This is a genomic window from Mesorhizobium sp. B3-1-7, from assembly GCF_006439385.1.
Taxonomy (GTDB): domain Bacteria; phylum Pseudomonadota; class Alphaproteobacteria; order Rhizobiales; family Rhizobiaceae; genus Mesorhizobium.
Map to the genome: position 1 here is coordinate 1 of NZ_VFTL01000027.1, position 26,360 is coordinate 26,360.

Here is a 26,360-nt window from a genome sequence, read left to right on the forward strand (position 1 = left end):
GAGAACGCACCAAGCCACCGCGTCGTGGTCGGCAAGGCCGAGATCGGCGCCGCCTGGTCCAAGCGCTCCAACGAGGGTCGCGATTATCTCGGGCTCAAGCTCGACGATCCGAGCTTCACCGCTCCGATCTACGCCAACCTCTTCGCCGACGAGGAAGGTGAGGGCCATAGCCTCATCTGGTCCCGCCCCAACCGCCGCAACGGCGAGTGAATCGGCAGACGCCTCGCCCGGTATCGGGCGAGGCGTCTCCTGATGCCGCGAAAGCCTTCCGCCGCGCCGGTCCGTCCGATCAGTTTCTGTTACCGGATGCGCTGCACGATGGCGCGAAGATGGTTGAGCGTACCGCCGCTCGCTGGAGGCGCCGCCGCCACTCCCGAAGGCCTCGTAGCGGTGCGAAATAGCGCCCCTCAATTGCACACCTGATCACCGTCCCCTTGCTCCTCCATCCTGGCCCTCGATCGCCGTTCAACCGCAACGGCCGGAAGGAGACACCTCATGAACGCCGACGCCGCGCCACTGCCGCCGCGCTACCTGCGCACTTCGGAAGCCGCGCATTTCCTCAGCCTCTCGGCGCGTACGCTTGAGAAACATCGTACCTACGGCACCGGGCCTGCCTACCGCAAACTCGGCGGCCGCGTCGTCTACTCAGTCGACGACCTCCAGCTCTGGGTTCAGCGCGGCGCGATGACATCGACATCCGATCCGCATGGCTCGGTGCTGCCCGCCAAGCCTCAGGCCGCCCGCCTGATCCCCTATGCCGGGCGCGAAAGGCGCTGAGCCCGCTGATCTCACCCTTGTCGGCACGACCACGCCCACCACTGGAGCGCGAACAGCTCGACCTGTTCCAGGCGCTGCCCGGTGTTGTCGCGCCACGCGATGCGCAGGACCTCATGGCCTATCCCTTCTTCTCCCTCGCCAAATCCAGGCGCGTCGCGCCGATCGACTTTCGGGCAGGCGATGTGGCGATCCGTGTCGAAGCGATGCCCGATCACGGCATGGCGACGATCTGGGATGCCGATATCCTGATCTGGGCCGCGAGCCAGATCGTCAGCGCTCGGGATGCCGGATTGCGCACCTCGCGCCTGATGGCCGCGACGCCATACGAAATGCTTACGTTCATCGGCCGCGGCGTCTCGAAGCGAGACTACCTGCGCCTCAAGGCGGCGCTTGATCGCCTGCAGTCGACAAGCGTCGTCACCTCCATTCGCCAGCCCTCTGAAGGCCGTCGCCATCGCTTCTCGTGGATCAATGAATGGCAGGAGCGCTCCGGCCGAGACGGCCGCCCGCTTGGCGTCGAACTGATCCTGCCCGATTGGTTCTATCGCGCCGTCATGGACGACGCGCTGATCCTGACCATAGATCGCGCCTATTTCGGGCTGACGGGCGGGCTGGAGCGGTGGCTCTACCGGCTGGTGCGCAAGCATGGCGGGAGGCAGCGCGCCGGCTGGCGTTTCGACATCCGGCATCTGCATCGGAAGTCCGGCAGCCTCTCGCCGCTCAAGCGCTTCGCCTTCGAGCTGCGCGACATCGTGCGCCGCCAACCGCTTCCCGGGTACCTTCTGTTCACGGAGGTCGAAGCCAGCGGCCGCGTGTTGCTGGCTTTCGAACCGGCGCCGAGGCCTGTTGACAGGATCGTGCCATCGGGAACCCGAACCATCGTGCCATCGGGAACCGCATCCTCGTGCTTTCAGGAACCGCCATCGGCCTTAAAGGACGGGCCCGAAATGGGAAATCGCGCTCTTAACTTAGAGTCTAACTCTCAATCTAACGGTCTTGCGCGCAAGCCGCGGACTGGCGGCGGGGAGCAGAAGCGGCGGTGCGTTAGGCGGCGCGAGGGAGACGGCACATGACGCCGTCTCCCCAATCGACGCCGCGGGGCGGCCTCACTACGGTCGAGCTGATCTGGATCGACAAGCGGATCGAACATCGCATCCGCTTCGGTCGCCCTGCTCACGAGACGATTATCGACAAGCGGCGCCGCGTCGTCGGATTTGCGTCGGGCAGTGTCTTTGCGTTCCTCCGCTGGGCGGCGAATGACTTTGGCACCATCGTTTCGCGCATCGACATCGTGCGCGCCGTCTTGCCCGCTGAACCTTATCAGACGCTGCCTTACATCCGGCCAGGCGGCGAGATCCTGCTCAAGATCGCAGGGTGGGACAAGGTCGAGCGGGTTCTCCAGCTGATCGATGCGATCGAGGCTCTTGGCCTCGATCCGGTCGACGCCGCCCCTGACTACTGGCGTCAGATCCACAACCGACTGGCTGCCGGCGGAACGCCGTATGCCTATTCGCTCGAGCAGCACCGCGCCTTTCTGTTGCGCAGGCGAGCGACATCGTGAGCCGCGCCGCTTGCATGGTCGCGATGCTTGCGGCCGTCGTCGCGACGGTCGCTCCGGCTGCCGTGGAGATGCCGACGCTGCTGCTATGGAACGCGTCGGCCAGTGCGCCGATCGGGCTCTATGCGATCAGGAAAATGGCCGTTGCGACGGCTGGCGCGCTCGCCGTCGTTGAACCGCCAGTGACCGTCGCTCGGTTTGCCGCCAAGCGCGGTTATCTTCCGCGCGGTGTGCCGATGCTGAAGCACATTGAAGGGCTTCCAGGACAGCAAGTCTGCCGCATCGGTCGCGTCATCACGGTGGACGGACTTGCGATGGGTGCTGCGCTCGAGCGCGACCGCAAGGGGCGGGCGCTGCCTGACTGGCAGGGCTGCCGCATCATCGCCGCCGACGAAATCTTCGTCATGAACCGGAAGGTCCAGGACAGCCTCGACGGCCGCTATTTCGGCCCTTTCCCGGTGGGTTCGATCGTCGGGCGCGCGATGCCGCTTTGGACCGACGAGAGGGGCGATGACCACTACACCTGGCTCGCTCCGGCGAACTGAAATTCAGCACAGCCAACAAGAGGAAGGAGATAGTCCATGGCCGAGATCGGCGTCTTCCAGGAAACGGAATGCGGTTACTCCGGACGCATTCGAACACTGCTCGTGGACGTCGAGCTGGTGCTTGTCCCGATCAGGACGTCCAACGGCAATGCGCCGGATTTCCGCATCCACATCGGCGATGGCAGCGGCCCCGAGGTCGGCGCGGCCTGGAAGGAAACCGGGCAGACGGCTGGCGACTATCTGTCTTGTCGACTGGAGGATCCGCTGTTTGGTCGACGCTTTCGCGCCGGTCTCTTCCGATCCGACGACGGTTCCTGGTCGCTGCGCTGGATCCGGCCGAGATGGCGGCCGGAGCGCGCTCGATGAGCGGGCCGTCGGCGCCGAATTGCGCGCACGAACGCCGTCCCGTCAGTTGCTTGCCTAGTCGGAGGCAAGCACGTTGGCTTGTCGCTGGCACCCTGATCCTCTGCCACGCGATCACGGGGGCCGCCGCACAATCCGCGCCGGTCTCCCACAAATCGGCGGACGATCCTTATGCCGCGCATATCGCCGAGGCGTCGCATCGCTTCCGCGTTCCTCAGCTCTGGATACGGGCAGTCATGCACCTCGAGAGCGCCCGCGACCCACGCGCCGTGTCGCGAAAGGGTGCAGTGGGTCTGATGCAGATCATGCCCGAAACCTGGGCCGAGCTGCGCTTTCGTCACCAACTCGGCAGCGATCCCTATGATCCGCACGACAACATCCTTGCCGGCACCGCCTATCTTCGCGAGCTCTATGATCGATACGGTTCACCGGGCTTTCTCGCCGCCTACAATGCGGGGCCGCGGCGATACGAAGCTTCTTTGAGGGGCCGCCCGCTGCCGGCTGAAACCCGGACCTATGTTGCAAAGCTTCGCCCTTTGTCGGGCGGCGGTGATGCGCCCGGCGCGCTCACCGCCAGCCATAGCAAGGCCATCACCCGGAAGGCCGCGCCGCTGTTCATAGTGCGGTCCGGGTCCCTGGCCGGTTCCGGTCTTTCGTCCGGAGAACACGCTTCCGTCGAGGTCTCATCGTCACCGTTGGTGCGCGAACTTTTCGCGGCCAGTTCGCAGCCGCGCCAACTGTTCGCTGGGTCCGACGTGCGGACATCGCAGCGATGACGAAGTGTCCGTCAAATCGCCCCGCGGCATCTCTTTGGACGTCGCAGCCTTTGAGGCGCATAGGGCCCGAGGCAACAACCGAGGGATGGCAAGATAAAAGGGCGCACATTGTGCTGCGGTCGGTTGGTTGCATTTGCTGGGTTTTTTGCCGCTTCCCGCACATTGCAGCGGCTCGGGGCAATGTGCTGGGAACATGCAAATCATTGTATTCGCTGCGCAAATGGCAAGGTGGGGAGGGGTGCCGTGTCCGATGAGCACGAGTTCCGCATCCGTCCGGGCCGCATTCGCTCGACGCGAGCCCAATCGTCGCGGCCCTTCGTCGCCCAGGCGCTTGCGGCGGCGCAAAAGGCTGGCGGCAGCGTGTCGCGATCAGGCCGGATCGGGACAGGCAACAGTTCGCGGTTCGGGCGGGGCAGGGCAGCGAGCCTTCAGGCCAATCGCTTCCTCACCGGCCGCTCCCGCCTCGTCACGATCAAGACCCGCGTGGTTCGCCATTCGAAACGTGGCGCGCCGCTGGCGACCCACCTCAACTATCTGCAGCGCGAGGGGGTCACACGCGACGACGCGAAAGCCCGCATGTTCGGACCGGAGGTCGACGATGCGTCGATCCCGGATTTCGTCGATCGCTGCAAGGACGACCGGCATCATTTCCGCTTCATCGTCTCGCCCGAGGATGCCCCCGAGATGGCCGACCTGAAATCCTTCACCCGTGATCTCATGGGTCGCATGCAGAAGGATCTCGGCACGTCGCTCGACTGGATCGCGGTCGACCATTGGAACACCGACAATCCGCATGTTCACGTCATCCTGCGCGGACGGGCCGACGACGGTCAGGACCTGGTGATCTCGCGCGACTACATCAGCCGCGGCATGCGCGATCGCGCCAGCGAGCTCGTCACGCAGGAGCTTGGCCCCCGGTCGGATCTTGAGGTCCGCCGGCATGTCGAGCGCCAGGTCGAGGCCGAGCGGTGGACCGGGCTGGACCGCCAGTTGCTCCGCGACGCACGCGACAACGGCGTCATCGATCTAGCACCGCGTGCCGATCGCCAGCCTGACGAATTTATCGCGCCAAAGATCGGGCGGCTACGCAGGCTGGAAACGCTGGGCCTCGCCGAGCAACTCGGTCCTGGCCAATGGATCCTCAGCGAGAGAGCCGAGGCGACGCTGCGCCAGATGGGTGAGCGCGCCGATATCATCAAACGCCTGCATCGCGCATTCTCAGCCCGCGGCATCGAACGCGCGAGCGCCAGCTATGTGCTGGCCGCAGAGACCATCGGCGAGACGATTAGCGGCCGTCTGATCGAGCGCGGACTGGATGACGAACTGAGCGGCAGTGCCTATGCAATCATCGATGGCGTCGACGGTCGTTGCCATCACGTGCGGCTCGCCGATCTCGAGGCGGCGGGCGACGGTGCGCCGGGTGCGATCGTCGAACTGCGCAAATTCGAGGACGCTCAGGGACGCCCGCGGCTGGCGCTTGCCGTGCGCTCCGACCTCGATGTCGACAGACAGGTGGTTGCTGAGGGGGCAACCTGGCTCGACCGGCAGGCGCTTGCCCGTCCTGCGGCGGCTCTTTCCGACGGCGGCTTCGGCGCCGAGGTGCGCCAGGCGCTCGATCGGCGCGTCGAGCATCTGATCGGACTAGGGCTGGCTGAGCGGCAGCCGGGCGGGACCGTCTTTGCCGGCAACTTGATCGACACGCTGCGCCGAAGGGAACTCAATGCGCTGGGCGGCAGGATCGGGACCCAATCCGGGCGCACCTTCAACCGTGCGGCAAGTGGCGAATCCGTGTCCGGCACCTACAGCCAGCGCTTTGCGCTCGCGTCCGGCCGTTTCGCCATGATCGATGATGGCCTCGGGTTCCAGCTCGTGCCCTGGACGCCTTCGCTCGAGAAGCACCTTGGCCAGCATGTCAGCGGCAGCACTCGCGGCCACGGCGGTGTCGATTGGAGCTTTGCCCGCAAGCGCGGGCTAGGTCTCTAGCAGCTGAAAGAATGGATCCTGCCATGTCCGCCGCCAAATCCTTTGGGAGCAGATCCCCACGGTTTTCCTGAGCGTGGTGTTGACGACTTCGACGGCGACACAATCGCGGCATGGAGACTTGGCGTTCGGCCGCACCTCGGGCCGCGCTGGTCGATCGCGCCGGCTTGCCCGTCCACTTATGCGCCTGCGCGCGCAGGAGGCGGGCGAACGCTACCAGGCCTTCATCACGGTGCGAGACAGCCTGGCGAAAGGGGCGAAGCTGCGCCAAGATTTCGGAAGTTAGCGATGCCGTGGGTCCGAGAAGAGGCAGTCTTAGCTGCGCCGCAGGGGATGTCGATATCGGATGTGCGGTCGGGCAGCCCAGAATTCTTGTCCGGCCGCCCTCTGAGCTTGATCAGCGTGTCTCGGCGAGGATGATCGCGCGCCTGATTATCGCCGATCTGACCGACTCGACGAGCTGCGCGGGAAAGTGACGTGGCAACGAAGAAATCACGGCCTCGGTCCGCCTCTCGGCATTTTCGGAGATGTCTTCGAGGACCTTGCGCATCAGGGACGTCCCCACGCCGGAAACGTCGGCGGTCTGCATGAAATGGCGGGGCACAATTTCATGTATGGAATAATGCCGGCTCTTGCCGGCAGACATCGCCAGCTTGAATTTCTTGCGAGGGATCTGACCAGCATCAAGGCTGGGCTGCGCGGTCAGCACGTCATAGAGCGGCGTCATCCGAAACCGCCCGCCGGGCCCGAGAAAAATGCTGAAATTCTTGGCGTGGCCGTCGGTCGCGCCAATGAGCCAGAATATTATGCAAGCACGCAAAAACAGCGAGATGTCGTCTTCGGGCCGGTCACTGCCCTTAAGAAGCTCGATAATCGACGGCATGCCGGGACCGCCCTCTGACTGGTACTTGCGTGTCGGCGGGACCGACAGTGCTTGACACATATCCTCCTGTGGTAGGCGCATGAGACGGCCATCCCTGGCCCACAACCGATCGAACCGCTCGACGATCAGCGTACGGCGCTCCCCGAAGTCGGCGATCTCAGTTCTGGCGGCGGGAACGCCGAACGCGTCGATCAGCTTAAGGCACAGATATTCGTTCTCAACGCTGTTGGAGAGATCGATGCCATTCGGCAACCTGCCGATCTGCGGTTTCAGGATGTGGGTGGTCGCCGCCGTGCCGACCGGCTTGTACCAGCGTCCGTCCTTGCGTAGCAGCGCCGTCTTTTCCTGGGCGCCCGCGATCGAGATGCGGAAATCTTCATCCTCGCCGAGGCCAAGTGGGGCGACCGCGAGGTTTGCGATTATCCCGGCGATATCCTTTTTGCTGGCCGGCTTGCCGTCGCTGCTACCAGGACTGCCGGGATCGACGCCATCAGGCAGGAATTGCAATGCGCCGACGCAGTCATGGCCCAGGGCGGCAAGCATGCTGTAGGCGTCGGTGCCATCCGCCCCGACGCGTTCAGCAATACGCTTGCGGATGGCGTCATTGTCGGGAAGCAGGTTGTCGAAGACATTGACTACAGGCGCGCCGATATAGCGGTCCTCCCGCAAGGGAAGCGAAAGCGAGACAGGGAAAGTGCTTTGCCAGTCCAGCCATTCGCGGGCATATTGAAAGTCCACGGCGCCGGTGGATTGCCTGCGCAGCACGCCCACCAGCCGACCGTTCACGAAGACATTGAGCGGCGTGTGAGCCGGTCGCCGCGCCATCAGAACAGGTCCGCGATCTCGGTCGCGCTGCTTTTGCTGCGCGGGCGAACGACGAGTTCAAGGTCGAGGGCGGAGAGCGCAGCCATCAACGTACTGAGCTGCACTGCCGGCTCGCCGGCTTCAAGGCGAGACACGGTGGCCTGACGCAGGTGGATCCGGCTGCCAAGCGTCTCTTGCGTGAGGTCGGCTTGCCTGCGGGCGCGACGCAGAATGGCGCCGAGTTGCTTTTCGTTACGAGCGATCTGTTCGGTCATGATAGTCTCCTGAGCATATATACGCGATCGCGTATGACTTGGCAATATACGTGATCGCGTATAAATCTACCGTATACGCAACTCCGTATAGAGATCGGATATACGCAATCGCGTATGATGTTTGATGCTCAAATGCGCAATCCAGGAGGACGGCGCCCTCGCTCGCGCCCGGGCTCTTGGGCTTCCCGATTCCCTGTCTTCCTTGCCGACAGTACGACGCGACGCGATCGGCGTGAGCCCGCTGTTGAATCTCGCGCCAACCTTGCTGACCTCTCGCCACAAGGAGAAGCGAATGTCGGGAACGAAAGTCCTTTGGGGACAGATTGTCGTGGTCATCTTGATCGTGCTCTTCACGATCTGGGCCTCGACGCAATGGTCCGCCTGGCAGCTGGGCTATCAGGAACGGCTGGGAGCGCCTTGGTTCGTCATTGGCGGCATGCCAGTCTATTATCCGCCCGCCATCTTCTGGTGGTGGTATTTCTACGACGCCTACGCACCAGCCATCTTCGCGCGCGGCGGTCTGATTGCCGCCTCGGGCGGCTTCATCGCGATCGCCGTAGCGATCGGCATGTCGCTATGGCGTGCCCGCGAGGCGAGGGAGGTCGCGACCTATGGCTCCGCGCGCTGGGCCGAAAGAAGCGAGGTGCAGGCGGCAGGCCTGCTTGCCCCCGACGGCGTGGTGCTGGGGCGCTATGGAACTCATTATCTGCGCCACGACGGGCCCGAGCATGTGCTTTGCTTTGCGCCGACGCGTTCGGGAAAGGGTGTCGGGCTTGTTGTGCCGTCGCTGCTGACCTGGCCTGGCTCGGCAATCGTCCATGACATCAAGGGCGAGAACTGGGGTCTGACCGCCGGCTTCCGCGCCCGCCACGGCCGGGTTCTGCTGTTTGATCCGACCAATGCAAGATCGGATGCATACAACCCTTTGCTCGAGGTTCGCCGCGGTGAATGGGAAGTCCGCGATGTGCAAAACATCGCCGACATCCTGGTCGACCCCGAAGGCTCACTCGAAAGGCGCAATCATTGGGAAAAGACGAGCCACGCGCTGCTGGTCGGCGCGATCCTGCATGTGCTCTATGCCGGACCGGACAAGACGCTTGCTGGCGTCGCGGCATTCCTGTCCGATCCGAAGCGGCCGATCGAATCAACCCTGGCCGCGATGATGACGACTCCGCATCTTGGGGAGGGTGGTCCGCACCCGGTCATCGCCAGCGCAGCCCGTGAGTTGTTGAACAAGTCGGACAATGAACGCTCCGGCGTGCTCTCGACCGCCATGTCCTTCCTTGGGCTCTATCGCGATCCGGTGGTGGCGGAGGTGACGCGCGCATGCGGCTGGCGCATCGCCGACCTGGTCGCCGATCCTCGTCCGGCGACGCTCTATCTCGTCGTTCCACCATCCGACATCAGCCGCACCAAGCCGCTGATCCGTCTCATCCTCAACCAGATCGGCCGCCGTCTGACCGAGGATCTGCAGGCGAGGGCGGATCGGCATCGATTGCTTCTGATGCTGGACGAGTTCCCGGCGCTCGGACGGCTCGACTTCTTCGAATCCGCGCTCGCTTTCATGGCCGGCTATGGGTTGAAAAGCTTCCTGATCGCGCAGTCCCTCAACCAGATCGAGAAGGCCTACGGCCCGAACAACTCTATTCTGGACAACTGTCATGTAAGGGTCAGCTTCGCGACCAATGACGAGCGCACCGCCAAGCGCGTCTCGGACGCCCTTGGTATGGCAACCGAGCTGAAGGCGATGAAGAACTATGCCGGTCACCGGCTCTCGCCATGGCTCGGTCATCTCATGGTCTCGCGCTCGGAGACGGCGCGGCCATTGCTGACACCCGGCGAGATCATGCAACTGCCGGCAGGCGACGAGATCGTCATGCTGGCGGGGACGCCGCCGATCCGGGCGAAGAAGGCGCGCTATTTCGAAGACCCGCGGTTGCGGGAGCGCATCATGCCGCCACCGGCTATCACGGGTCGAGCCGTGGCGGAGCCTGACGATTGGACGACGATTCCGTTGCCGCTTCCGCAACCGGGTGCGGCAGCCGCAATTGCCGTGGCGAAAGTCCATGGCGAATCGACCGAGTCCGAATTGCGACGTCAGCCCGAGCTCGATCCACTTCTGCCGGCTGCGGCGGAGCTGCCGCCCGTCAACGAATTCGAGATCGAAGCGCCTGACGAGGCGGATGATCTCGCCGCGAGCAGCAGCCGCATGGCTCGCCTTGTTCGGGGCGTGGCGCGTCAGATCGCGCTCGATCCGGACGACGGCATGGAGCTGTGAAGGTTGTGACGGCAAGAAAGAAAAAGGTCCAGATTTCCGTGTATCTCGACCCTGCCGTGATGGCATTGCTGGTCGAATATGCCGCCCGGCGCGATCGCTCGCAGTCGCTCATCGCTGAAGCGGCGATCGCCTCCTTCCTCTCTCCGGATGCCGACGCGCAACGCGAGGCGGCGATCTCCAGGCGTCTCGACCGGATCGATCGCCGGATCGCGCGGTTGGAGCGCGATGTCGGCATCTCGGTTGAAACGCACGCGGTATTCATTCGCTTCTGGCTGGCCACCACTCCGGCCTTGCCTGAGCCGATGGCCCAGGCAGCGCGCGCCAAGGCAAGCGAGCGTTATGAAGCTTTCGTTTCCGCGCTTGGCAGGCGCCTGGCCAAGGGGCCGAGCTTGCGGCAAGAAATCCCCGAAGACATCGCGCCATCCAGCGATCCTGAACGACAGTGATGTGAGGGCCTGTCGGCGCACAGAGGCCGCCGCGCGAGCTCGCGCGGCGTCACCCGGTCCTGTTGGTGCTGGACCGCTTCTGCTGCTGATCCAGTCAGTTGGCGGCTCCGCACAACTGCGAGGTCGTCAATCCTGGCGGCACGTTTTCGGTGGGGCCAAATCCGTACTTCGCCATGATGCTGGCAATCGTGCCGTTCGACATCACCTTGGCCAGCCCTTGGTTGTAAAGGTCGCGCAGGTCACCATCATCCTTCCTGAACGCGATCGCGACGTAGCTGATAGACTTCTCGTCGGTCGTGAATGGGTTGGCGCGCTCCAGATCGGGGCTCTTTTTGCCGGCCAGCAGCCCGATTGCCGTCGGGGAAGAAAATACCGCGGCGTCGATACGGCCGGCGCGCAGTGCCGCGATGTTGGTCTCGACATCGGGAAACTGCAGGATCCGATCCTGAGGGACGCCCTCGGCGATGGCGTTCTGGATGACATTGCTGCCGCGGCCGCCGCCCATGATGGTGTCGGATTTCTTGGCAAGATCCGCATAGCTATGGATCGCCTTGGGGTTGCCGGCGAGTACGATCGCCGCGTCGTCCTGCCTCAGATCGGGAGCGCCGAAGGCGACCTGCTGGCATCGCGGCGGCGTTATCGACAAGCCGGACGCCACGGCATCGAAACGCCCGGCCATCAAGCCAGGGATCAACGCACCGAACTCGGTGACCTCGAAGTCGATCTGCTTGACGCCGAGATCGGCGAACGCTGCTCTGAGCAGGTCCGGATGCCAGCCGAGCAACTCGCCGGTTCCTTCCTTCTTGTAGCCCCATGGCGAACGGTTGTGGATACCGATCACAATCCTGCCCTCTCTCAAGATGCGTTCCTTTGTCGTTTCCGCCGTGGCCGGCAGCACGGATCCAACAATCGCGGCATAGGCGATACAGGCCAGGCCAATGGCGGCCGATCGGGCTCGAAATTTCATCGTGCAGTCCTCCCATGAGATTGAGTTGCGCGCAGGGGTTCGGCCCCAGCCGTTCAACGCTACGTTGAGGGCAGCCAATGCGTCAATATAGATATACAAAATATGTACAAAATATTGCCGCCTCTCAAACAATGGGAGGCGAGGTGACCGGGCCGAATATTTGGAGTCTTCAATTTTCCAGGCCCCAACCCCGCAGACGATGCAGATCAGCAGACTCTCGGTCAGGCGCGCTTTTCACCGTTCGGTCTTCCTACTCGAGCCCTCTTTGGCGGCTCACCGCTGGATTGACCGTTGAGCGAATAAGGCTCAGCGCACGATCATTGCTACAAGGTTTCTAAAAGCTTCAGAAGCAGCAGCCGACCGCGCCGGCGGCCGCGATCATATTCAATTTTGCTAAACTCTTCGGAACCGATTGCTCCGGCCCGGTTTGAATCCCGGTTCAGGAGTTCGAGTGCATGCGTAAATCGACCGGTCACCGCGCCTTCATCGAATTTCAGTCACCGACGCTGGTCGAGAACGCTCCTGCCGACACGGACTGGCTGCACGAAATCAAATACGATGGCTACCGGACTGAGCTTATCGTTGAAGGTGGCGGGGCACGTGCTTTCACGCGTCGCGGCTATGACTGGTCGCATCGGTACAAACGGCTCGTCCAGACGGCGGCGAACCTGCCGGTCCGATCCGCGATCATTGACGGAGAAGCTGTGGTTCTCGGCAACACCGGCCTGCCGGACTTTCAAGCGCTCGAGCGGGAACTGGGAAATCCGAACTCGCCGAAGCTCATGTTCTTTGCGTTCGATCTTTTGTACCTCAACGGCCGCGACCTTCGACAGCAGCCGCTGATTGAGCGCAAAGCTGCTCTGCACAGGCTCCTGCAGGAAACGGCTCCAACGCTGACCTATGCCGAACATCTGGAAATCAGCGGCAGTGAAGTTTTCGACCATGCCTGCCGCATGGGCCTGGAGGGCATCGTCTCAAAGCGGGCTGACTCTCCCTATCGCTCCGGCGTCCAAGCGAGCTGGCTCAAGGTGAAGTGCGTCAAGAGCGACACGTTCCCGATTGTCGCTTTCGTTGAAAAGCTTGGCGCGCAGCCACGCCGCATTGCTTCGCTCTATATCGGCAGATGGCAGGGCGAGCGGCTGCTCGCTATACGCTGGAGGCAGCCCGGCGGGTTCGCGAGCGGCTTGATCCGCTCATCATCAGCAAATCACCTCTCTCGGAGCCCATCAAAAAACCCAAGGCAACGTGGGTCCGGCCGGAGGTGCTGGCGGAGGTGCAATTCAGTGGCGTGACAGACCGAGGCATCTTGCGCGAGACCGTGTTCAAGGGATTGCGCGAGGATCTCCAGGTGATCCCGGCGAAGCCGCCGTCCCCCTCCAAGCGCAGGTTGGAGGGCCAACATGGCGTTCCTCGCGAGAACATTCTCCAGCTGTTACCCGATGCTGTTGCACCTTCCAGGGAAGAGCTGATGGGCTACTGGCGGCGGTGGCTGACCGAGCCCTGATCCATCTGGGACGAAGACCACTGAAGCTGGTACGTCATGCGCAGGGGGCCACCTTCTATCACAAGGGACCGCTGCCCCCGATACCAGGACCGGTGCACCAGCTACGCGTTCAGAAGCGCGAGGGCGGCGAAGGTGTTCGGGTCTGGGTAGATGGTCTCGACGGGCTGCTTGGGTTGGTCGAAATGGATGCCGTCGAGCTACATCCTTGGAACGCTACGATTGACGATATCGAGCATGCTGACCAGCTCGTGCTCGACCTCGATCCTGGCGAAGGCGTGCCATGGGATGCGGTGATCGAGACGGCGCTGTCGGTACGTCACATCATGGAAGCTGCTGGGTTGCGGAGCTGGCCGAAGGTCACCGGGGGCAAAGGCATTCACCTGACGGCTCCGCTGGCTTCGGGTGTGACCCACGACAGGGCGCGGCAACTGGCTAAATCGCTTGCCCAGTGCCTCATCGATGCTAAGCCGGACCGTTACCTCTTGTCAGCCGATCCAGCAGCCCGACGGGGTCGCATCTTCCTCGACTATCTTCGCAACGGGCGCGGCAATACTGCAGTCGGTACGTTCTCGCCACGAGCGCGGCCCGGCTTTCCTATTGCCCATCCTGTCACATGGACGCAGATCGAGCGGGGAATCCGGCCGGACGCCTTCACCATCGACCATCCATTCAGGGCTGCTGTTCGAAAGGCAGCGTAGTGAGAAGCCGCTTAACTTGCGGCGCTTAGTTCATCCTTCTTGGAAGCGAAGGCGAGTAACCACGCGGCCCAAATCACATTTAAGACCTCCGCCCACTTCGATGCCGACGTGCGCTTGCGAAAGGCCATCAGAACCGGGGTCCAGCCTTGCACTCAGTAAGCTAGCCTGACGAGCGCCATCAGGTATGCGTGCCCAAAGCACCAATTTCGTCCAGGCGCAACATCGAGCGATCGTGTGCGTTCTTTAAATTGGAGAGCTGCGGCCGGATCTGCGGTATCTCATGCGATGACAGGTCGGAGGCGGCCAGAAATGTCCAAGTTCAAAGAGGCCCTTGAGCGGGGCAAGAAAGCTCGCCGTCGGCAGGACGAGAGCGCGGATGGGCATACTCCAAAGGTGGACTTTGGCGCCCAAGCCAGAGCTTGGCTAACGGAGGTCGTCGTTGCGTCGTTGGAAGCGGCCAAGGCAGACGTGGCGGGAGAGGTGACCATCGATATAGAACCCATCCCACGCCCCGAGGATAGCGCCATTGCTCCGTCTGTTGAATTCCGAATCTACGGGAGTGGAGCAGTGGAGAAAAACCACGCAAGGGCCTTCAAGGTCAGCGTTTCGATAAGTGGGGAGGCGTCAGTTTCTGCGCCCGGCATGGTGGCGGAAGATATAGGAAGCATTGGCGATAAGTCTGACCAACGATTCCGCCAGTTGCTGGCGAGATTGATCGAGGATGCGGCCAGGGACCGCCGATCTTGAGGCGCATCCGCCCTCGATCAGCGCAAGGTCACGCAGACCGGCTGCTGCCGCGATGGCCGTCGCGGAATACTCGCTCGATCAGATTGGCAGCACTTCCGAGCGCTTGACCTGACCCAGGGCGAAACTGCTTTCGATCGAAGCGATATTGTCCAGCCGCGTCAGCTTGTCCTTGATGAACCGCTCATAGGCTTCAAGGTCGCGCACCACGATGCGCATCAGGTAGTCGCGCTGGCCGGTCATCAGATAACAGTCGACCACCTCCGGCCAGCGCAGCACGGCTTGCGAGAACCGGTCGAGATCGTCCTCGCGCTGCCGTTCAAGCTTGATCGACGCGAAAGCGCTGATCGGCAGGCCGAGCTTCTTCTGGTCGACCACCACGGTGTAGCCCTTGATGACGCCGGCGTTCTCCAGGAGCCTGACGCGCCGGGCGCAAGGCGAGGGCGAAAGACCGACGGCTTCGGCGAGGTCGTTCGAAGTCGCCTTGGCGTTCTTCTGCAGCGCGGCGATGATCTTCAGGTCGATTGCGTCAAGCGCCGGATTTGGCATGTTTCCCTCATCTATGGGCAGCAATTGGCTGGATGAGCCAATATCATCAATCGCTTTGCGCAAGAATAGCCACATTCGGACGGTCGACGCGGGTATCGTTGAGGCGCGATTTCACAGGAGCCGACGATGACGATCCTTTCCGAGCTTGAGCGCAAGGTCCTCTGGCTGGCCGTCTGGATGATCCATCACGCCAATCATCTTCGCGAGTCGACGGACGGCCTCAAGGTCGGCGGCCACCAGGCGTCTTCGGCGTCCGCCTCGACCTTGATGACGGCGCTCTACTTCAAGATCCTGAGGCCGCAGGACCGCGTCGCCGTCAAGCCGCATGCCAGCCCGGTTTTCCATGCCATCCAGTATTTGTTCGGCAAGCAGACGCTCGAGCAGCTGCAGAATTTTCGTGGCTATCGCGGCGCGCAGTCCTATCCGTCCCGAACCAAGGATATCGACGATGTCGATTTCTCGACCGGGTCGGTTGGACTGGGAGTCGCGCAGAGCCTGTTCTCCTCCCTGGTCCAAGATTATGTCAGCGCAAAAGGGTGGAAGACCGATCAGCCGGAAGGCCGGATGGTCGCTCTGCTCGGCGACGCCGAAATGGATGAAGGCAATATCTTCGAGGCGCTTCTCGAGGGCTGGAAGCACGGCCTGCGCAACACCTGGTGGATCGTCGACTACAACAGGCAGAGCCTGGACGCGGTGGTGCGCGAAGGCCTGTGGCAGCGTTTCGAAACCATCTTTCGCAACTTCGGCTGGGATGTGGTGATCCTCAAACACGGGACATTGCAACAGGCCGCCTTCGAGGAGGAGGGCGGCGAAAAGCTGCGGGCCTGGATCGACGCATGTCCCAATCAGCTCTATTCCGCGCTGACCTTCCAGGGCGGCGCTGCATGGCGCAGGCGCCTGCTGGACGGTCTGGGCGATCAGGGACCGGTCAGCCGCCTGATCGAGAAGCGCAGCGACGATGAGCTTGCCGTATTGATGGCAAACCTCGGCGGCCACGATCTTGAGACCATCATCGATGCCTTCGAAGAAGCGCGCGGGCATGATCGCCCGACCTGCTTCATCGCCTATACGATCAAGGGCTTCGGCCTGCCGCTCGCCGGCCACAAAGACAACCACGCCGGATTGATGACACCGGCGCAAGTCGAAGCCCTGCGCCAAGGTATGGGAGTGGGCGAGGGCCGCGAATGGGACATGTTCGAGGGCCTCGCCTACGACGAGGCTGCGATACGATCCTTCCTCGCGTCGTCGCCTTTCGCGCAGGCAGCCCCGCGTCGTCACAATGCCACAGCTATTCCGGTGCCAGCGCGCATCAGCTTCGGCGCTCAGCCGTCCATGTCGACACAACAAGGTTTCGGGCTTTTGATGCACGAGATCGCAAAGTCGGACAGCGATTTTGCAAGCCGTGTCGTCACGACATCCCCCGACGTCACCGTCTCGACCAATCTCGGCGCCTGGGTAAACAAGCGGGGTCTGTTCGCGCGCGGCGATCAGGCGGACATTTTCCGCGAGGAGCGCATCCCCTCCACCTTCAACTGGACGTTTGCGCCGTCCGGACAGCATATCGAGCTGGGCATCTCCGAGATGAACCTTTTCACGATGCTTTCGGCGCTCGGCCTGTCGCACTCGCTTCACGGCGAGCGACTGCTTCCGGTCGGAACCCTCTATGACCCCTTCATCGAGCGGGGCCTCGATGCGCTCAATTATGCCTGTTACCAGGACGCCCGCTTTATCCTGGCCGCGACGCCCTCCGGCGTGACGCTGGCTCCCGAAGGCGGAGCGCATCAGTCGATCGCCACGCCGCTGATCGGCATGGCGCAGGACGGTCTCGCGATGTTCGAGCCGGCCTATGTCGATGAACTGGCAATCATCCTGCGTTGGGCATTCGAGTATATGCAGCGTACCGGCGAAGCCGAGCCTGACGACCATACCTGGCTGCGTGATCAAACCGGGGGTTCGGTCTACCTGAGGCTCTCGACGCGCTCGATCGAGCAGCCGACACGCCCGATGGAAAGCAAGCTGGCGCGCGACATCGTCGATGGCGCCTACTGGCTGCGCCTGCCCGGCCCGAACGCCGACCTGGTGATAGCTTACTCCGGGGCAGTCGCGCCGGAAGCGGTACAGGCGCTGGGCTTGATGGCCGGCGATCGGCGCGATGTCGGGCTTCTGGCCGTGACCTCGGCCGATCGGCTGAACGCCGGCTGGTCAGCCGCGGCCCGGGCGCGCCAATACGGCCATCCGCGCGCCTCAAGTCATGTCGAGCGCCTTCTGGCCGGCCTTCCGGCTTCCTGCGCCATCGTTACGCTCTTGGACGGGCACCCCGCGACGCTCGCTTGGCTGGGGTCGGTCCATGGCCACCGTACGCGCGCTTTGGGCGTCGAGCATTTCGGCCAGACCGGCACGATCGCGGATCTCTACCGGCATTACGGGATCGACGCGCAAGGTATTATGGCCGCGGCTCAAGCGGTTTCGGTTGGCCGGCCGCTGAGGCACCTCGGCTCCGCCGCCTGACGATCGATCCCACATCGCCTCCGGCTGGCTCGTTCGACAGGAAGCCGTCAATACCGGAATTCCTTGAGGGCGGGTGTCAGCCGTCGGCGCCATCCTCCTCCGCTGCGAGAGAGCGTGGGGGAGCACTGAAAATGGCTGGCGCCGGCGATTTTATGAGCCGTGAAACGCTGCGGTCTTCGATCGGGACGGGAGCGGCGATAGCGCATCACGGCGAACTCATCCAGGGCGTCTTCAAGGATGATGGCGGGCGCCTTCATCGCGGGCTCGTTACGCTGCCGGTCGCCGGTTTGAGGTCCGAGGCCACCTTTGCCAGAACCGACGGCGATGCGGTCATTGTCCACCCTGATCATAAGGTCAAGGCGTCGTCAGCCGCGCGGCTCACGCTCGATTTCTTGAAGGTAACCGGCGGTGGCGTGCTGACACTTCAAAGCTCGATTCCCGTGGGGCACGGCTACGGCTCATCGACCGCGGACGTCGTCGCTTCCATTCGCGCTGTAGCCGCGGCCCACAAGGTCCAGTTGCGGCCCTCGAGCATCGGGCGTCTCGCCGTTGCCGCCGAGCGCGCCAGCGACGCGATCGCATTCGATGAGCATGCGGTCCTGTTCGCGCAACGCGAGGGCACGGTGATCGAGAATTTCGGCGGCTCGCTGCCGCCGCTGCTACTGGTCGGGTTCAAGGCGAATGGCGGCGTCCCGGTCGACACATTGCAGCTGCCGCCGGCGCGTTACGACAGCGCCGAAATCCAGGAATTCGGCGTGCTTCGGGCGCTGGTGGCGCGGGCGGTCTACCTTCAGGATCCGAATCTTCTTGGACGTGCCGCCTCGGCCAGCGCCTTGATCAGTCAACGGCACTTGCCGAAAGAGGGTTTCGACGAGATCGCCGAAATCGCCAGGCGGGCTGGAGCGTGCGGGGTGCAAGTCGCCCATAGCGGCTCGTTGTTTGGTCTGATTTTCGATCTTTTCGCATTGAATCTGAAGCGACGGGCAGCTTTGGTCGCGCAACAGATAAGGCGCGCCGGCTTCAAGGAAGTCGAGGTCCATCTGGTCAATGCGGAGGGCTGGACATGGTGACCCTCGGAGTGGACTATTTCAGGGATCTTGAGACCCCACGCCTTGCTCGCCTGGCGCCAAATTTGGTGGCGGCGGCTTTTCCATTGATGAAGCTGATGCCGGCCCGCTACATCCTGGATAGGGCAGCGTCGAATGGCGAACTGAAGGCGGGGTCCCACATTGTCGAGACGACGTCCGGCACCTTCGGCATGGCGGTGGCGCTGCTCGCGGCGGCGCGTGACTATCGCCTTACCCTCGTCACCGCTTCAACGCTTATCGATGCCAAATACAAAGCCCGGCTGGAGCGCATCGGCGCCACGGTCATTGCACTTGACGATCCGCGCGGTGACGGCAATCAGCCTGGCCGGCTTGAGCGCCTGCAGGAAATCCTGGCCAAGGAGCCGGACGGCTTCTGGACCCGCCAATACGACAGTCCGGGAAATTGGCTCGCCTACGCGCGGCTAGCTGAACTGTTCATCCGGGCGGTGGGCAGGGTTGACTGCCTGGTCGGCTGCGTCGGCACTGGCGGTTCGCTATGCGGCACCGCGTCCTTTCTGCGAACGGTCTTTCCCCATCTGACGGTGTTTGCCGTCGACACCCATCGCAGCATTCTGTTCGGGCAGCCCGTCGGCAAACGCATGCTGCGGGGCTTGGGCAACAGCGTTCTGCCGAAAAACGTCAGGCATGAGCTTGTCGACGAGATCCACTGGGTTGGCGCCTATCCGGCGTATCTGAGCGCGCACCGTTTGCTGCGCGAGCACGGTATATTCATGGGGCCGACCAGCGGCGCCGCCGCGTTGGTGGCGCAATGGGTTGCAACGACCCTGCCGGACGCGCAAGTAGCGGTCATCATGCCTGACGAAGGCCATCGCCATGCCGAGACTGTCTACAATGACGACTGGCTTTCGACCCTGCCTGGCTGGCCCTGCAAGGACTTGTCCGAGCCGAGGACGCTGACGACAATCGCACCGGCCGCAGAGGCGCAATGGACGCGTTTTCTTTGGCTGCGCCGTAGTCTCGACGATGTGCTGAAAACGCAGACAGCAAGTGAGGTGCCATCGGCTATTGGTGCGGTGGAGAATCTATGAAACGAGATCCAGCCCGCTTTTGTCGAGCCAGCGCCAGGCGTCTTCCGTCGTCTGGAAGATCTGATCGTGTTCGTTCGATCCAGTGGACCGATCGAGGTCCTTGAGACCGCTGGCGGTCACAACGGCCACGACGCGGTCTGTGGCTGCGATGATACCTTGATTCTTCAACGTCGATATGGCGATCAGCGGCGTGACAGACGCCAGTTCGGCAAAGATCCCTTCGTCCCGCGCAAGACGTTCCTGCATCGCGATCAGGCCGTGATTGTCGACGGGGACGGCGTGTCCGCCGGATTCGCGCAGAGCCTTCAGAGCCTGAAAGGTGCTGCGCGGCGTGCCGATCGATACGGCGAGGCTGTCGAAGAGCATTTTGCGTTCACTCAAGGCATCGGCGCCGCTGGCAAGCGCGTCCGCCAATGACCCGTGCACCTCCGCGGCGACGAGACGGGGCAGCTGCGTGATCGTCCCTTGCGCGTACAACTCGCAAAAGCCCGCCCACACGCCCGACAATGCATCGCCATAGCAGACCGGCAGGACGCACCAGTCTGGCGCCGTGCCATCCGATTGCTCGACGATCTCGTAGGCAATCGTCTTGTAGCCCTCGATGCCGAGTGGATGGCTGCCGACGACCGGACCGTGATAGGGCGAGGCGATGAACCAGTCATAGCGGGCAGCCGCCTGTTCCAGCACGGACCATCGGTCCATTTTGTTGACCAAGGGCAGCACCGTCGCGCCATATTTTCGGATCTGAGCCAGCATCGCGCCGGCCGACCCGGCGAAAGTCGTGACAACGCACTTCAGCCCGGCTCTGGAAGCGTAGGCCGCCAACGAAGCGCCGGCGTTGCCGGAGGAGGCGGTCGCGACGATCTTCGCGCCACGTGCGCGCGCCACGCTGACCGCGACCGTCGAAAAGCGGTCCTTATGCGACCACGTCGGGTTTCGGCCTTCGTCCTTGATTGCGAGGTTGGGCACACCGAGGAACGCGCCGATGCGTGGCGCCGCAAGCAACGGTGTCAAACCCTCGCCAAGGCTCACTGCATCCGCGGCTGTGCAAGGCAGACTATGCGCAAAACGCCATAGCGAGCGCGAGGGGGTGGCGCCGTCCAAGGGATCAGGATGCGGGTCCGGATAAACCGGCCGAAGATTTGCCGGCGCGGTGTTCTGGCACCGCGCGCACCCCTTGGAGTCGATGGTGACATCGGCGGGGTAGGGAGCGCCGCATCGGATGCAGACGAATTTAAGGACCCGGCTTTTGTTCATCCCGGGACGGCTGATCTCTCCCGAAGAATGCGCGGACATGTTGTGCGCGAGGTTGCGAAACGGCCGGCTCGGCATGGCTATTCCTGCGTCAGGAAACGATGAATTCGCTCGTTGTTTCAAACAGCGAACGGTGCAGCTGTCAATGCGGAATGTGCACTATAGTGTGTCGCACCATAGTGCGCGTCGTAGCATCCGTTGTTCGATGAAACTGCGCGGCGTTTTTGGTTTGAACGTGCAGCGGCTACGCAGAGAAAGAAGACTGTCTCAGGAGCAGTTGTCTTTCGTTTCGGGCCGCACGCGAGCCTATATCAGCAGCGTTGAGGCCGGTCGGCGCAACGCCACGCTGGATACAGTCGAGATCCTGGCGAAGGCCTTGGATGTCGAGCCGCAAGAGTTGATCGCGGCCGCTCCATCGAATCGGCGAGCTGTGCGTGTGACGAAACAAGGGGCTGCGAAGTCGACAGAATGAAGGCTCAGGTGTTCTTTCGAGATATTGAGCACATTTCCACTTTTGTCGACTTTAGCCGTCTAATTGACTCCTGCAGTGTACATTCGCTCTAGCTCCCATTGAAGATCGTGGAGACGCGCATAAGTTGTGGCGCGGCGTGCGGCTTGGCTTTTGTCGAGGTCTGCCAATGGAGAGCGAAGGTGTTGCTGACCTTTACGCAGCAATCTCAAGGATCGACACTGCGCGGTCGACTGATGCAATCCTCCAGGAGTTTCGCTCCGTTATGGGGCGGTATGGATTGCGCAATTTTCTGATCACCGGCCTGCCGGGGCCGCACGACGCGGACTGGCAACGCGAGATCCTGGGGGACGGCTGGCCTCCCGAATGGTATCTTCGATATGTCTCGGAGGATCATTTCTTGCATGATCCTTGCGTTGCTCAGTGCCGGCACTCGCCACAGCCCTTCCTGTGGGGCGACCTTCCAGCCGCAAGACTGTTTAAACGCGCAAGATTGGTGATGGACGAGGCGGCGGAGTTCGGGATGAAAGAAGGCATCTGCGTCCCGGTACACGTCCCGCTGTCAGGTCCCGGCGTCGTCACCGCCGCGAGTGACCGGATTGAATTACCGCCGAGCGCCATGCCCTTCATCGAGACGCTGTGCGTACATACGTTCCGAAGCCTTTCAGCGTTAGGAACACCTGGCGGGGGAGATCAGCCCACGCCGTTGACGGCGCGCGAGCGCGAGCTTCTGGAGTGGAGCGCACAAGGCAAATCCACGGAAGACATCGCTTGCATCCTCGGCGTTACCAGAAACACGGTCGAGAGCCATCAACGCAACATTCGAGGAAAGCTCGACGCCATCAACGTGTCCCACGCCATCGTCAAAGCTCTGCGACGACAGGAAATCCAGATTTAGCAATACCTGAATACCATTATACGGGCACGAAGCGCGTTTTCCTACGACCTCCAATTTTGGAGGCGACATGGTCCGTATTCATCTGGTCACTTGGGAAAACAGGAAGCAGTATAGAAGAGTGCTGGAGCGCTATTTCCGCATCCGGTACGACATTTACGTCAAGCAGAGACGATGGCGCGCCGTCGCCCGGCCCATCAACATCGAGATCGACGCCTTCGACAACGAGCATGCGCTTTATGTGCTGGCGCTCGATACCAACGGCAAGATCGTCGGCGGCTCCCGTCTTGTTCCGACGCTGGAGCCGCATCTGATGAGCGAGGTCTTCCCGGTTCTCGCCGGCGGCACGCCTCCGAGAGCGGCCGAAATTTTCGAATGGACGCGGTTTTTTGTCGTCCCATCGCTTCGCACGCACGGAGCGTCGTCGCCGATCGCCGGCATCGTGCTGTGCGGTCTTCTTGAGACGGCGCAGAGTCTGGGGATTCGACAGATCAGCGTGGTGTGCGAGACATTCTGGCCGAAACGCCTGCGCGCGCTCGGCTGGTCGCTTTTCGAACTCGGCAACGCTCTCAAGCATCCGGATGGAGACATCATCGCGCTGCTGATCGATGTCACGCCTGAGGCCATTGAGCAGACGCGCCGCGCTTATGGCATCAGCGGCGTCATACTTGCGGATAAAATCTAGGCTGATTGCCACCGGCAGCTAAAGGTTCGCACGCCAGGGGATATTGTCATCGCGCCCATTTGCGCGGTAGTCAGCCCTATGATGCACCGAATTCGGTTGATGGACTCATGACGCCGCTGGTCCTGATCTCTTCGAAGGACCCGGATTTCTTTCTGGTTTTCGGGCACATCCTTTCAGTCGCCGGCTTCGAAACCCGCCTCATCACGGCAGACAAGGAGATTGCGCCTGCCATCGTGGCCGAAACGCCGCTTGCCGTTATCCTGGACTGTCATCCGGGCGACCGCGCAATCGCCAAGCAATGCCTGTCGCTGAAGTCGTCCGAAGCGACAAGAGCAACGCCTCTTGCAGGTCTCGTCGCGCCTCGTTCCGGCAAACTGCACCTGGACCTTATCAAGGCTGGCGTCGACGAGATATTTTCGCGGCCGTTTGCGCCCGAGCAGCTTCTGACCTGGCTGCATGGCAAAGCAGGTGTCGCGAAGCTTTCGCGCGAAACCAAGACAGGCGATCTGGTGCAGGGCGATTTCCGGCTGGAGCGACAGACCCACCGGACATTCTTCAAGCAAAAAGAGATCGTTATGCCGCCGATCGAGTTCAAGCTTTTGCGCAGCCTTCTGGCGCAACCTGGCAAGGTCTTCAGCCGGGAGGAACTGGTCGCGACCGCATGGCCTGAACACGCCGCCGCAACCGATATACGGGGTGTTGACGTTCATATTGCCAGGTTGCGCAAAAGGCTTCGGGCATGCGTGGGAGGCGATGTGATCCGGACCGTCCGCTCTTCCGGCTACGCGTTCGCGCCGGACTGGTAACCTGCTCGGCGATTCCGCACCTGCCGATCGCCCTGTTGGCGTTCGTGCACGTCCATTGCCGGCACGCCGGTCCATACGCAATCTGTTCTCAATGGCTCAGGATAGTATCCAGGAACAGCCGCGTGCGCGGGTGAGCGGCTCTAGAGAAAAAGTCGTTGGAAGAGGCATGCTCGACGATGCTGCCTTCGTCCATGAAAATGATCTCATCGGCGACTTCGCGTGCAAAACCCATTTCATGCGTCACGCAAACCATGGTCACGCCGGTTTTCGCGAGCGCGATCATGACGTCGAGCACTTCCTTGATCATTTCCGGGTCGAGCGCCGAGGTGGGTTCATCGAACAGCATGATGCGGGGATCGAGGCAGAGCGCGCGCGCGATCGCCGCTCGCTGTTGTTGACCGCCCGACAGCTGGGCCGGATAGGCCCGCGCCTTTTCGGGGATGTGCACGGCCGTCAGATGCCGCATGGCGATCTCTTCGGCCTCGTGCGCCGATTTCAAGAGGACCCGGCGCAGCGCCAGCGTGCAGTTGGCAAGCACGGTGAGGTGAGGGAAGAGGTTGAAGCTTTGGAACACCATGCCGGTTAGCCGGCGCGCCGTCGCGGCATCGCGATCGCTTTTTCCCAGACTTCTCCCTTCAAACTCTATCGTCCCCTTTTGGAAACGCTCAAGACCGTTGATGCAGCGAATCAATGTCGACTTGCCGGACCCGGACGGTCCGCAAACAACGACGCGTGCACCCGGCCGTAAGGTCAGATCTATGTTTTTCAAAACGTGCAGGGCACCGAACCACTTGTTGAGGCCGTCGATCCGCACGAGGGGGAGGGATTCATGCCTCGAGGTCGGAAGCGCGCGCCGGTCGAGCATCAGCGACGCCCGCTCGCAAGCAGGAACTTCTCGATGCGCTTCACTCCATAAGAAACGATCAGCGCCAGGGCGAGAAACAGAACGCCGGCGACGGTCAGCGGCTCAGCGTAGCGATAGGTTTCGGAAGCGATATCGAAGGCGCGCCCGAGCATTTCCGGCACCGCCAGGATCGCGAGATAAGGCGTCGCCTTAAGGATCGAAACCAGGTAGTTGCCCAGGGGCGCGGCGATGTTGCGCAGCATTTGGGGTGCGATGACGAAGATGACCGTGTCGCGGCGCGTGAGCGACAAGGCTCTGGCTGCTTCCTGCTGGCCCCTCGGAATAGCGTCGATGCCCGCCTTGAACACCTCGGCCAGATAACCGCTGTAGTATAGGCTGAGCCCCAATATGCCCACCGTCATGGCGCCAAGCCGGATCCCGTAGAAGGGCATGACGAAATACAGGAAATAGAGCCAGGCCAGAACCGGCGTCGAGCGGATGAAGTCGATCAGGAAGCGCACGGCGAGGCCAGGCGCACCCCCGCCGCGGCGGATCATTTCGAAAGTGAAGCCAAGCGCCGAAGCGCCAAGGCAACTCAAGACCGTGGCGAGCAGGGTGGCCCCGATCGCACCGATAATGGTCGGGATGGTCGAGAGCGCGAAGCCGAAGTTAAATCCCACGAGGCGTTCCTCTTTCGGGACTGACCCGCGCCTCGAGCCAGCGGCCGGCGAGCGCGATCGGATAACAGACGACGAAGAAGGCTAGCAGCAGCGCCGAATAAATCGCGACCGGGTCGTACTCGGTCTGCGAGATTTCCTTGGCGCGGAAGGTCATGTCCGTCAACGTGACCAACGAGACAAGGGAAGTCGCCTTGACGAGCTGAATGAGGTTGTTGACGAATGTGGGGCTCATGGCGACCAACGCCTGGGGCAGCTCGATCAGAAGCAGGATCGCCGGGCGCGAGAGGCCGAGCGCCATGCCAGCCTCGCGTTGGCCGGCAGGAAGAGATTGGAGCCCGGCCCGCACCGCTTGGCTGGCGTAGCCGCCGCTATTGAGGCCGAGCACCAATGCACTGACGGTCATTGCCGATAAAGTGACCCCCATGACCGGCAGAACGTAGTAAAAGACGAAGAGCAGGACGACGACCGCCGAACTGCGCCAGAATTCGATTACTGCCGTGACCAGAAAGCGCGTCAAGCCGGTGGTCAGAAACTGCGCGACCCCGAAAATAAGCGCGAAGGGCACTGCGAAGACCAAGCCATAAGCTGTGACCGCTGCCGTTATGCGCAGCCCTTGCAGGATCCCAAGCCAGATGTCGAGCATGCTCATGAAGCTTCGCCGCCCTTTGCCGTCAAGGGGCGCGGCGTTGCGACGGTCGTGGCGCCTCGAGCATATTTGGAAAAGCCTGTTTGGCGCCGCGAAACCGAGCTCTCCAATCCGAACCGCATGACAATCCTCCGCGCCGTGAAAGGAACGATCGCCCGTTCGGCCAGGTCATCGATGCCCTTTCATAAACCCGGTGAGAGTCATGTGTCAATAAACATGTACATAGTATTGCGAAAGTTTATATTCTGCCGATCTTGGAACGCGGCGAAACGCCGCCACAAAGCTTCCT

General features: G+C 62.4%; 26 protein-coding genes and 1 pseudogene. 19 read left to right on the top strand and 8 right to left on the bottom strand.

Annotation, left to right across the window (positions count from 1 at the left end; genetic code table 11):
- The 8 genes from FJ417_RS21590 to FJ417_RS21625 all read left to right on the top strand — a co-directional run.
- Window positions 1-210: DUF736 family protein (locus FJ417_RS21590; protein ID WP_140784837.1), on the top strand; the 210-nt coding region annotated here is incomplete at its 5' end.
- 285 nt (window positions 211-495) lie between these two features.
- Window positions 496-777: a helix-turn-helix domain-containing protein gene (locus FJ417_RS21595; protein WP_140784838.1), complete on the top strand. Its 282-nt coding sequence runs from the start codon at window positions 496-498 to the stop codon at window positions 775-777.
- A gap of 17 nt (window positions 778-794) precedes the next feature.
- Window positions 795-1,850 (top strand): replication initiator protein A, encoded by a 1,056-nt coding sequence (locus FJ417_RS21600; protein WP_140784839.1) that lies wholly within the window; start codon window positions 795-797, stop codon window positions 1,848-1,850.
- A complete protein-coding gene (locus FJ417_RS21605) occupies window positions 1,847-2,338 on the top strand; it encodes a DUF2840 domain-containing protein (RefSeq protein ID WP_140784840.1) in 492 nt (163 codons plus the stop codon). Before FJ417_RS21600 ends, FJ417_RS21605 begins: the two co-directional genes overlap by 4 nt.
- Window positions 2,335-2,880 (top strand): S26 family signal peptidase, encoded by a 546-nt coding sequence (locus FJ417_RS21610; protein WP_181183270.1) that lies wholly within the window; start codon window positions 2,335-2,337, stop codon window positions 2,878-2,880. Before FJ417_RS21605 ends, FJ417_RS21610 begins: the two co-directional genes overlap by 4 nt.
- Before the next feature lie 36 nt (window positions 2,881-2,916).
- Window positions 2,917-3,246 (top strand): DUF736 family protein, encoded by a 330-nt coding sequence (locus FJ417_RS21615; RefSeq protein ID WP_140784841.1) that lies wholly within the window; start codon window positions 2,917-2,919, stop codon window positions 3,244-3,246.
- Window positions 3,243-4,019, top strand: coding sequence for a lytic transglycosylase domain-containing protein (locus FJ417_RS21620; protein ID WP_140784842.1), 777 nt, complete (start codon window positions 3,243-3,245; stop codon window positions 4,017-4,019). Before FJ417_RS21615 ends, FJ417_RS21620 begins: the two co-directional genes overlap by 4 nt.
- Before the next feature lie 243 nt (window positions 4,020-4,262).
- On the top strand, window positions 4,263-6,002 hold the full coding sequence (locus FJ417_RS21625; protein WP_181183271.1) for a VirD2 family relaxase/mobilization nuclease: 1,740 nt from the start codon (window positions 4,263-4,265) through the stop codon (window positions 6,000-6,002).
- A 394-nt stretch (window positions 6,003-6,396) separates the two neighbouring features.
- Here the strand turns inward: FJ417_RS21625 and FJ417_RS21630 are convergent, their stop codons facing one another.
- Window positions 6,397-7,707 (bottom strand): type II toxin-antitoxin system HipA family toxin, encoded by a 1,311-nt coding sequence (locus FJ417_RS21630; RefSeq protein ID WP_140784844.1) that lies wholly within the window; start codon window positions 7,705-7,707, stop codon window positions 6,397-6,399.
- Complete coding sequence (locus FJ417_RS21635) at window positions 7,707-7,961, bottom strand: helix-turn-helix transcriptional regulator (RefSeq protein WP_140645573.1); 255 nt, start codon at window positions 7,959-7,961, stop codon at window positions 7,707-7,709. The genes FJ417_RS21630 and FJ417_RS21635 overlap by 1 nt, the downstream gene beginning before the upstream one ends.
- A gap of 292 nt (window positions 7,962-8,253) precedes the next feature.
- On the opposite strand from FJ417_RS21635, the gene FJ417_RS21640 reads away from it, so the two are divergent.
- Together FJ417_RS21640 and FJ417_RS21645 are read left to right on the top strand one after the other, a co-directional pair.
- A complete protein-coding gene (locus FJ417_RS21640) occupies window positions 8,254-10,239 on the top strand; it encodes a conjugal transfer protein TraG (RefSeq protein ID WP_140784845.1) in 1,986 nt (661 codons plus the stop codon).
- Window positions 10,240-10,244: 5 nt separating this feature from the next.
- Window positions 10,245-10,685 (top strand): CopG family transcriptional regulator, encoded by a 441-nt coding sequence (locus FJ417_RS21645; protein ID WP_140784846.1) that lies wholly within the window; start codon window positions 10,245-10,247, stop codon window positions 10,683-10,685.
- A 94-nt stretch (window positions 10,686-10,779) separates the two neighbouring features.
- On the opposite strand, the gene ehuB is transcribed toward FJ417_RS21645, so the two are convergent.
- Entirely contained in the window at window positions 10,780-11,730 is a 951-nt protein-coding gene (gene ehuB, locus FJ417_RS21650; RefSeq protein ID WP_246682894.1) for an ectoine/hydroxyectoine ABC transporter substrate-binding protein EhuB, read from the bottom strand.
- 377 nt (window positions 11,731-12,107) lie between these two features.
- Here ehuB and ligD point away from each other — a divergent pair.
- Both ligD and FJ417_RS21660 read left to right on the top strand, forming a co-directional pair.
- Window positions 12,108-13,854 (top strand): annotated as a pseudogene (ligD, locus tag FJ417_RS21655) (DNA ligase D).
- Window positions 13,855-14,163: 309 nt separating this feature from the next.
- Window positions 14,164-14,601 (top strand): hypothetical protein, encoded by a 438-nt coding sequence (locus tag FJ417_RS21660; protein ID WP_140784847.1) that lies wholly within the window; start codon window positions 14,164-14,166, stop codon window positions 14,599-14,601.
- 78 nt (window positions 14,602-14,679) lie between these two features.
- Here the strand turns inward: FJ417_RS21660 and FJ417_RS21665 are convergent, their stop codons facing one another.
- Window positions 14,680-15,147, bottom strand: coding sequence for an Lrp/AsnC family transcriptional regulator (locus tag FJ417_RS21665; RefSeq protein ID WP_041002492.1), 468 nt, complete (start codon window positions 15,145-15,147; stop codon window positions 14,680-14,682).
- Window positions 15,148-15,273: 126 nt separating this feature from the next.
- Between FJ417_RS21665 and FJ417_RS21670 the strand changes: the two genes are divergently transcribed.
- From FJ417_RS21670 to FJ417_RS21680, 3 genes are all read left to right on the top strand, one after another.
- Window positions 15,274-17,655, top strand: coding sequence for a transketolase (locus FJ417_RS21670; RefSeq protein ID WP_140784848.1), 2,382 nt, complete (start codon window positions 15,274-15,276; stop codon window positions 17,653-17,655).
- A gap of 131 nt (window positions 17,656-17,786) precedes the next feature.
- Window positions 17,787-18,725, top strand: a complete 939-nt coding sequence (locus FJ417_RS21675) for a kinase (protein WP_140708214.1) — start codon at window positions 17,787-17,789, stop codon at window positions 18,723-18,725.
- Entirely contained in the window at window positions 18,719-19,792 is a 1,074-nt protein-coding gene (locus tag FJ417_RS21680) for a PLP-dependent cysteine synthase family protein (RefSeq protein ID WP_140784849.1), read from the top strand. The genes FJ417_RS21675 and FJ417_RS21680 overlap by 7 nt, the downstream gene beginning before the upstream one ends.
- Here FJ417_RS21680 and FJ417_RS21685 read toward each other — a convergent pair.
- Window positions 19,787-21,049: a threonine synthase gene (locus tag FJ417_RS21685; protein WP_140784910.1), complete on the bottom strand. Its 1,263-nt coding sequence runs from the start codon at window positions 21,047-21,049 to the stop codon at window positions 19,787-19,789. The genes FJ417_RS21680 and FJ417_RS21685 overlap by 6 nt on opposite strands.
- Before the next feature lie 202 nt (window positions 21,050-21,251).
- Between FJ417_RS21685 and FJ417_RS21690 the strand changes: the two genes are divergently transcribed.
- From FJ417_RS21690 to FJ417_RS21705, 4 genes are all read left to right on the top strand, one after another.
- Window positions 21,252-21,518, top strand: coding sequence for a helix-turn-helix transcriptional regulator (locus FJ417_RS21690; protein ID WP_140708210.1), 267 nt, complete (start codon window positions 21,252-21,254; stop codon window positions 21,516-21,518).
- A gap of 166 nt (window positions 21,519-21,684) precedes the next feature.
- Window positions 21,685-22,413 carry a LuxR family transcriptional regulator gene (locus tag FJ417_RS21695; RefSeq protein ID WP_140708208.1) on the top strand — a complete coding sequence of 243 codons (729 nt, stop codon included), beginning with the start codon at window positions 21,685-21,687 and terminating at the stop codon, window positions 22,411-22,413.
- A 118-nt stretch (window positions 22,414-22,531) separates the two neighbouring features.
- Window positions 22,532-23,095 (top strand): acyl-homoserine-lactone synthase, encoded by a 564-nt coding sequence (locus FJ417_RS21700; RefSeq protein WP_246682893.1) that lies wholly within the window; start codon window positions 22,532-22,534, stop codon window positions 23,093-23,095.
- A 107-nt stretch (window positions 23,096-23,202) separates the two neighbouring features.
- The gene (locus FJ417_RS21705; RefSeq protein WP_140784851.1) at window positions 23,203-23,901 is read left to right on the top strand and encodes a response regulator transcription factor; all 699 of its coding nucleotides are present in this window, start codon (window positions 23,203-23,205) and stop codon (window positions 23,899-23,901) included.
- A gap of 88 nt (window positions 23,902-23,989) precedes the next feature.
- Here FJ417_RS21705 and FJ417_RS21710 read toward each other — a convergent pair whose 3' ends face one another.
- From FJ417_RS21710 to FJ417_RS21720, 3 genes are read right to left on the bottom strand one after another with little or no spacing between them, the layout of a single operon-like run.
- Window positions 23,990-24,766 carry an amino acid ABC transporter ATP-binding protein gene (locus FJ417_RS21710; protein ID WP_140708204.1) on the bottom strand — a complete coding sequence of 259 codons (777 nt, stop codon included), beginning with the start codon at window positions 24,764-24,766 and terminating at the stop codon, window positions 23,990-23,992.
- Window positions 24,766-25,425, bottom strand: a complete 660-nt coding sequence (locus FJ417_RS21715; RefSeq protein WP_140784852.1) for an ABC transporter permease subunit — start codon at window positions 25,423-25,425, stop codon at window positions 24,766-24,768. The genes FJ417_RS21710 and FJ417_RS21715 overlap by 1 nt, the downstream gene beginning before the upstream one ends.
- Window positions 25,415-26,074: an amino acid ABC transporter permease gene (locus tag FJ417_RS21720; RefSeq protein ID WP_140784853.1), complete on the bottom strand. Its 660-nt coding sequence runs from the start codon at window positions 26,072-26,074 to the stop codon at window positions 25,415-25,417. Before FJ417_RS21720 ends, FJ417_RS21715 begins: the two co-directional genes overlap by 11 nt.
- Window positions 26,075-26,360 lie beyond the last annotated feature (286 nt).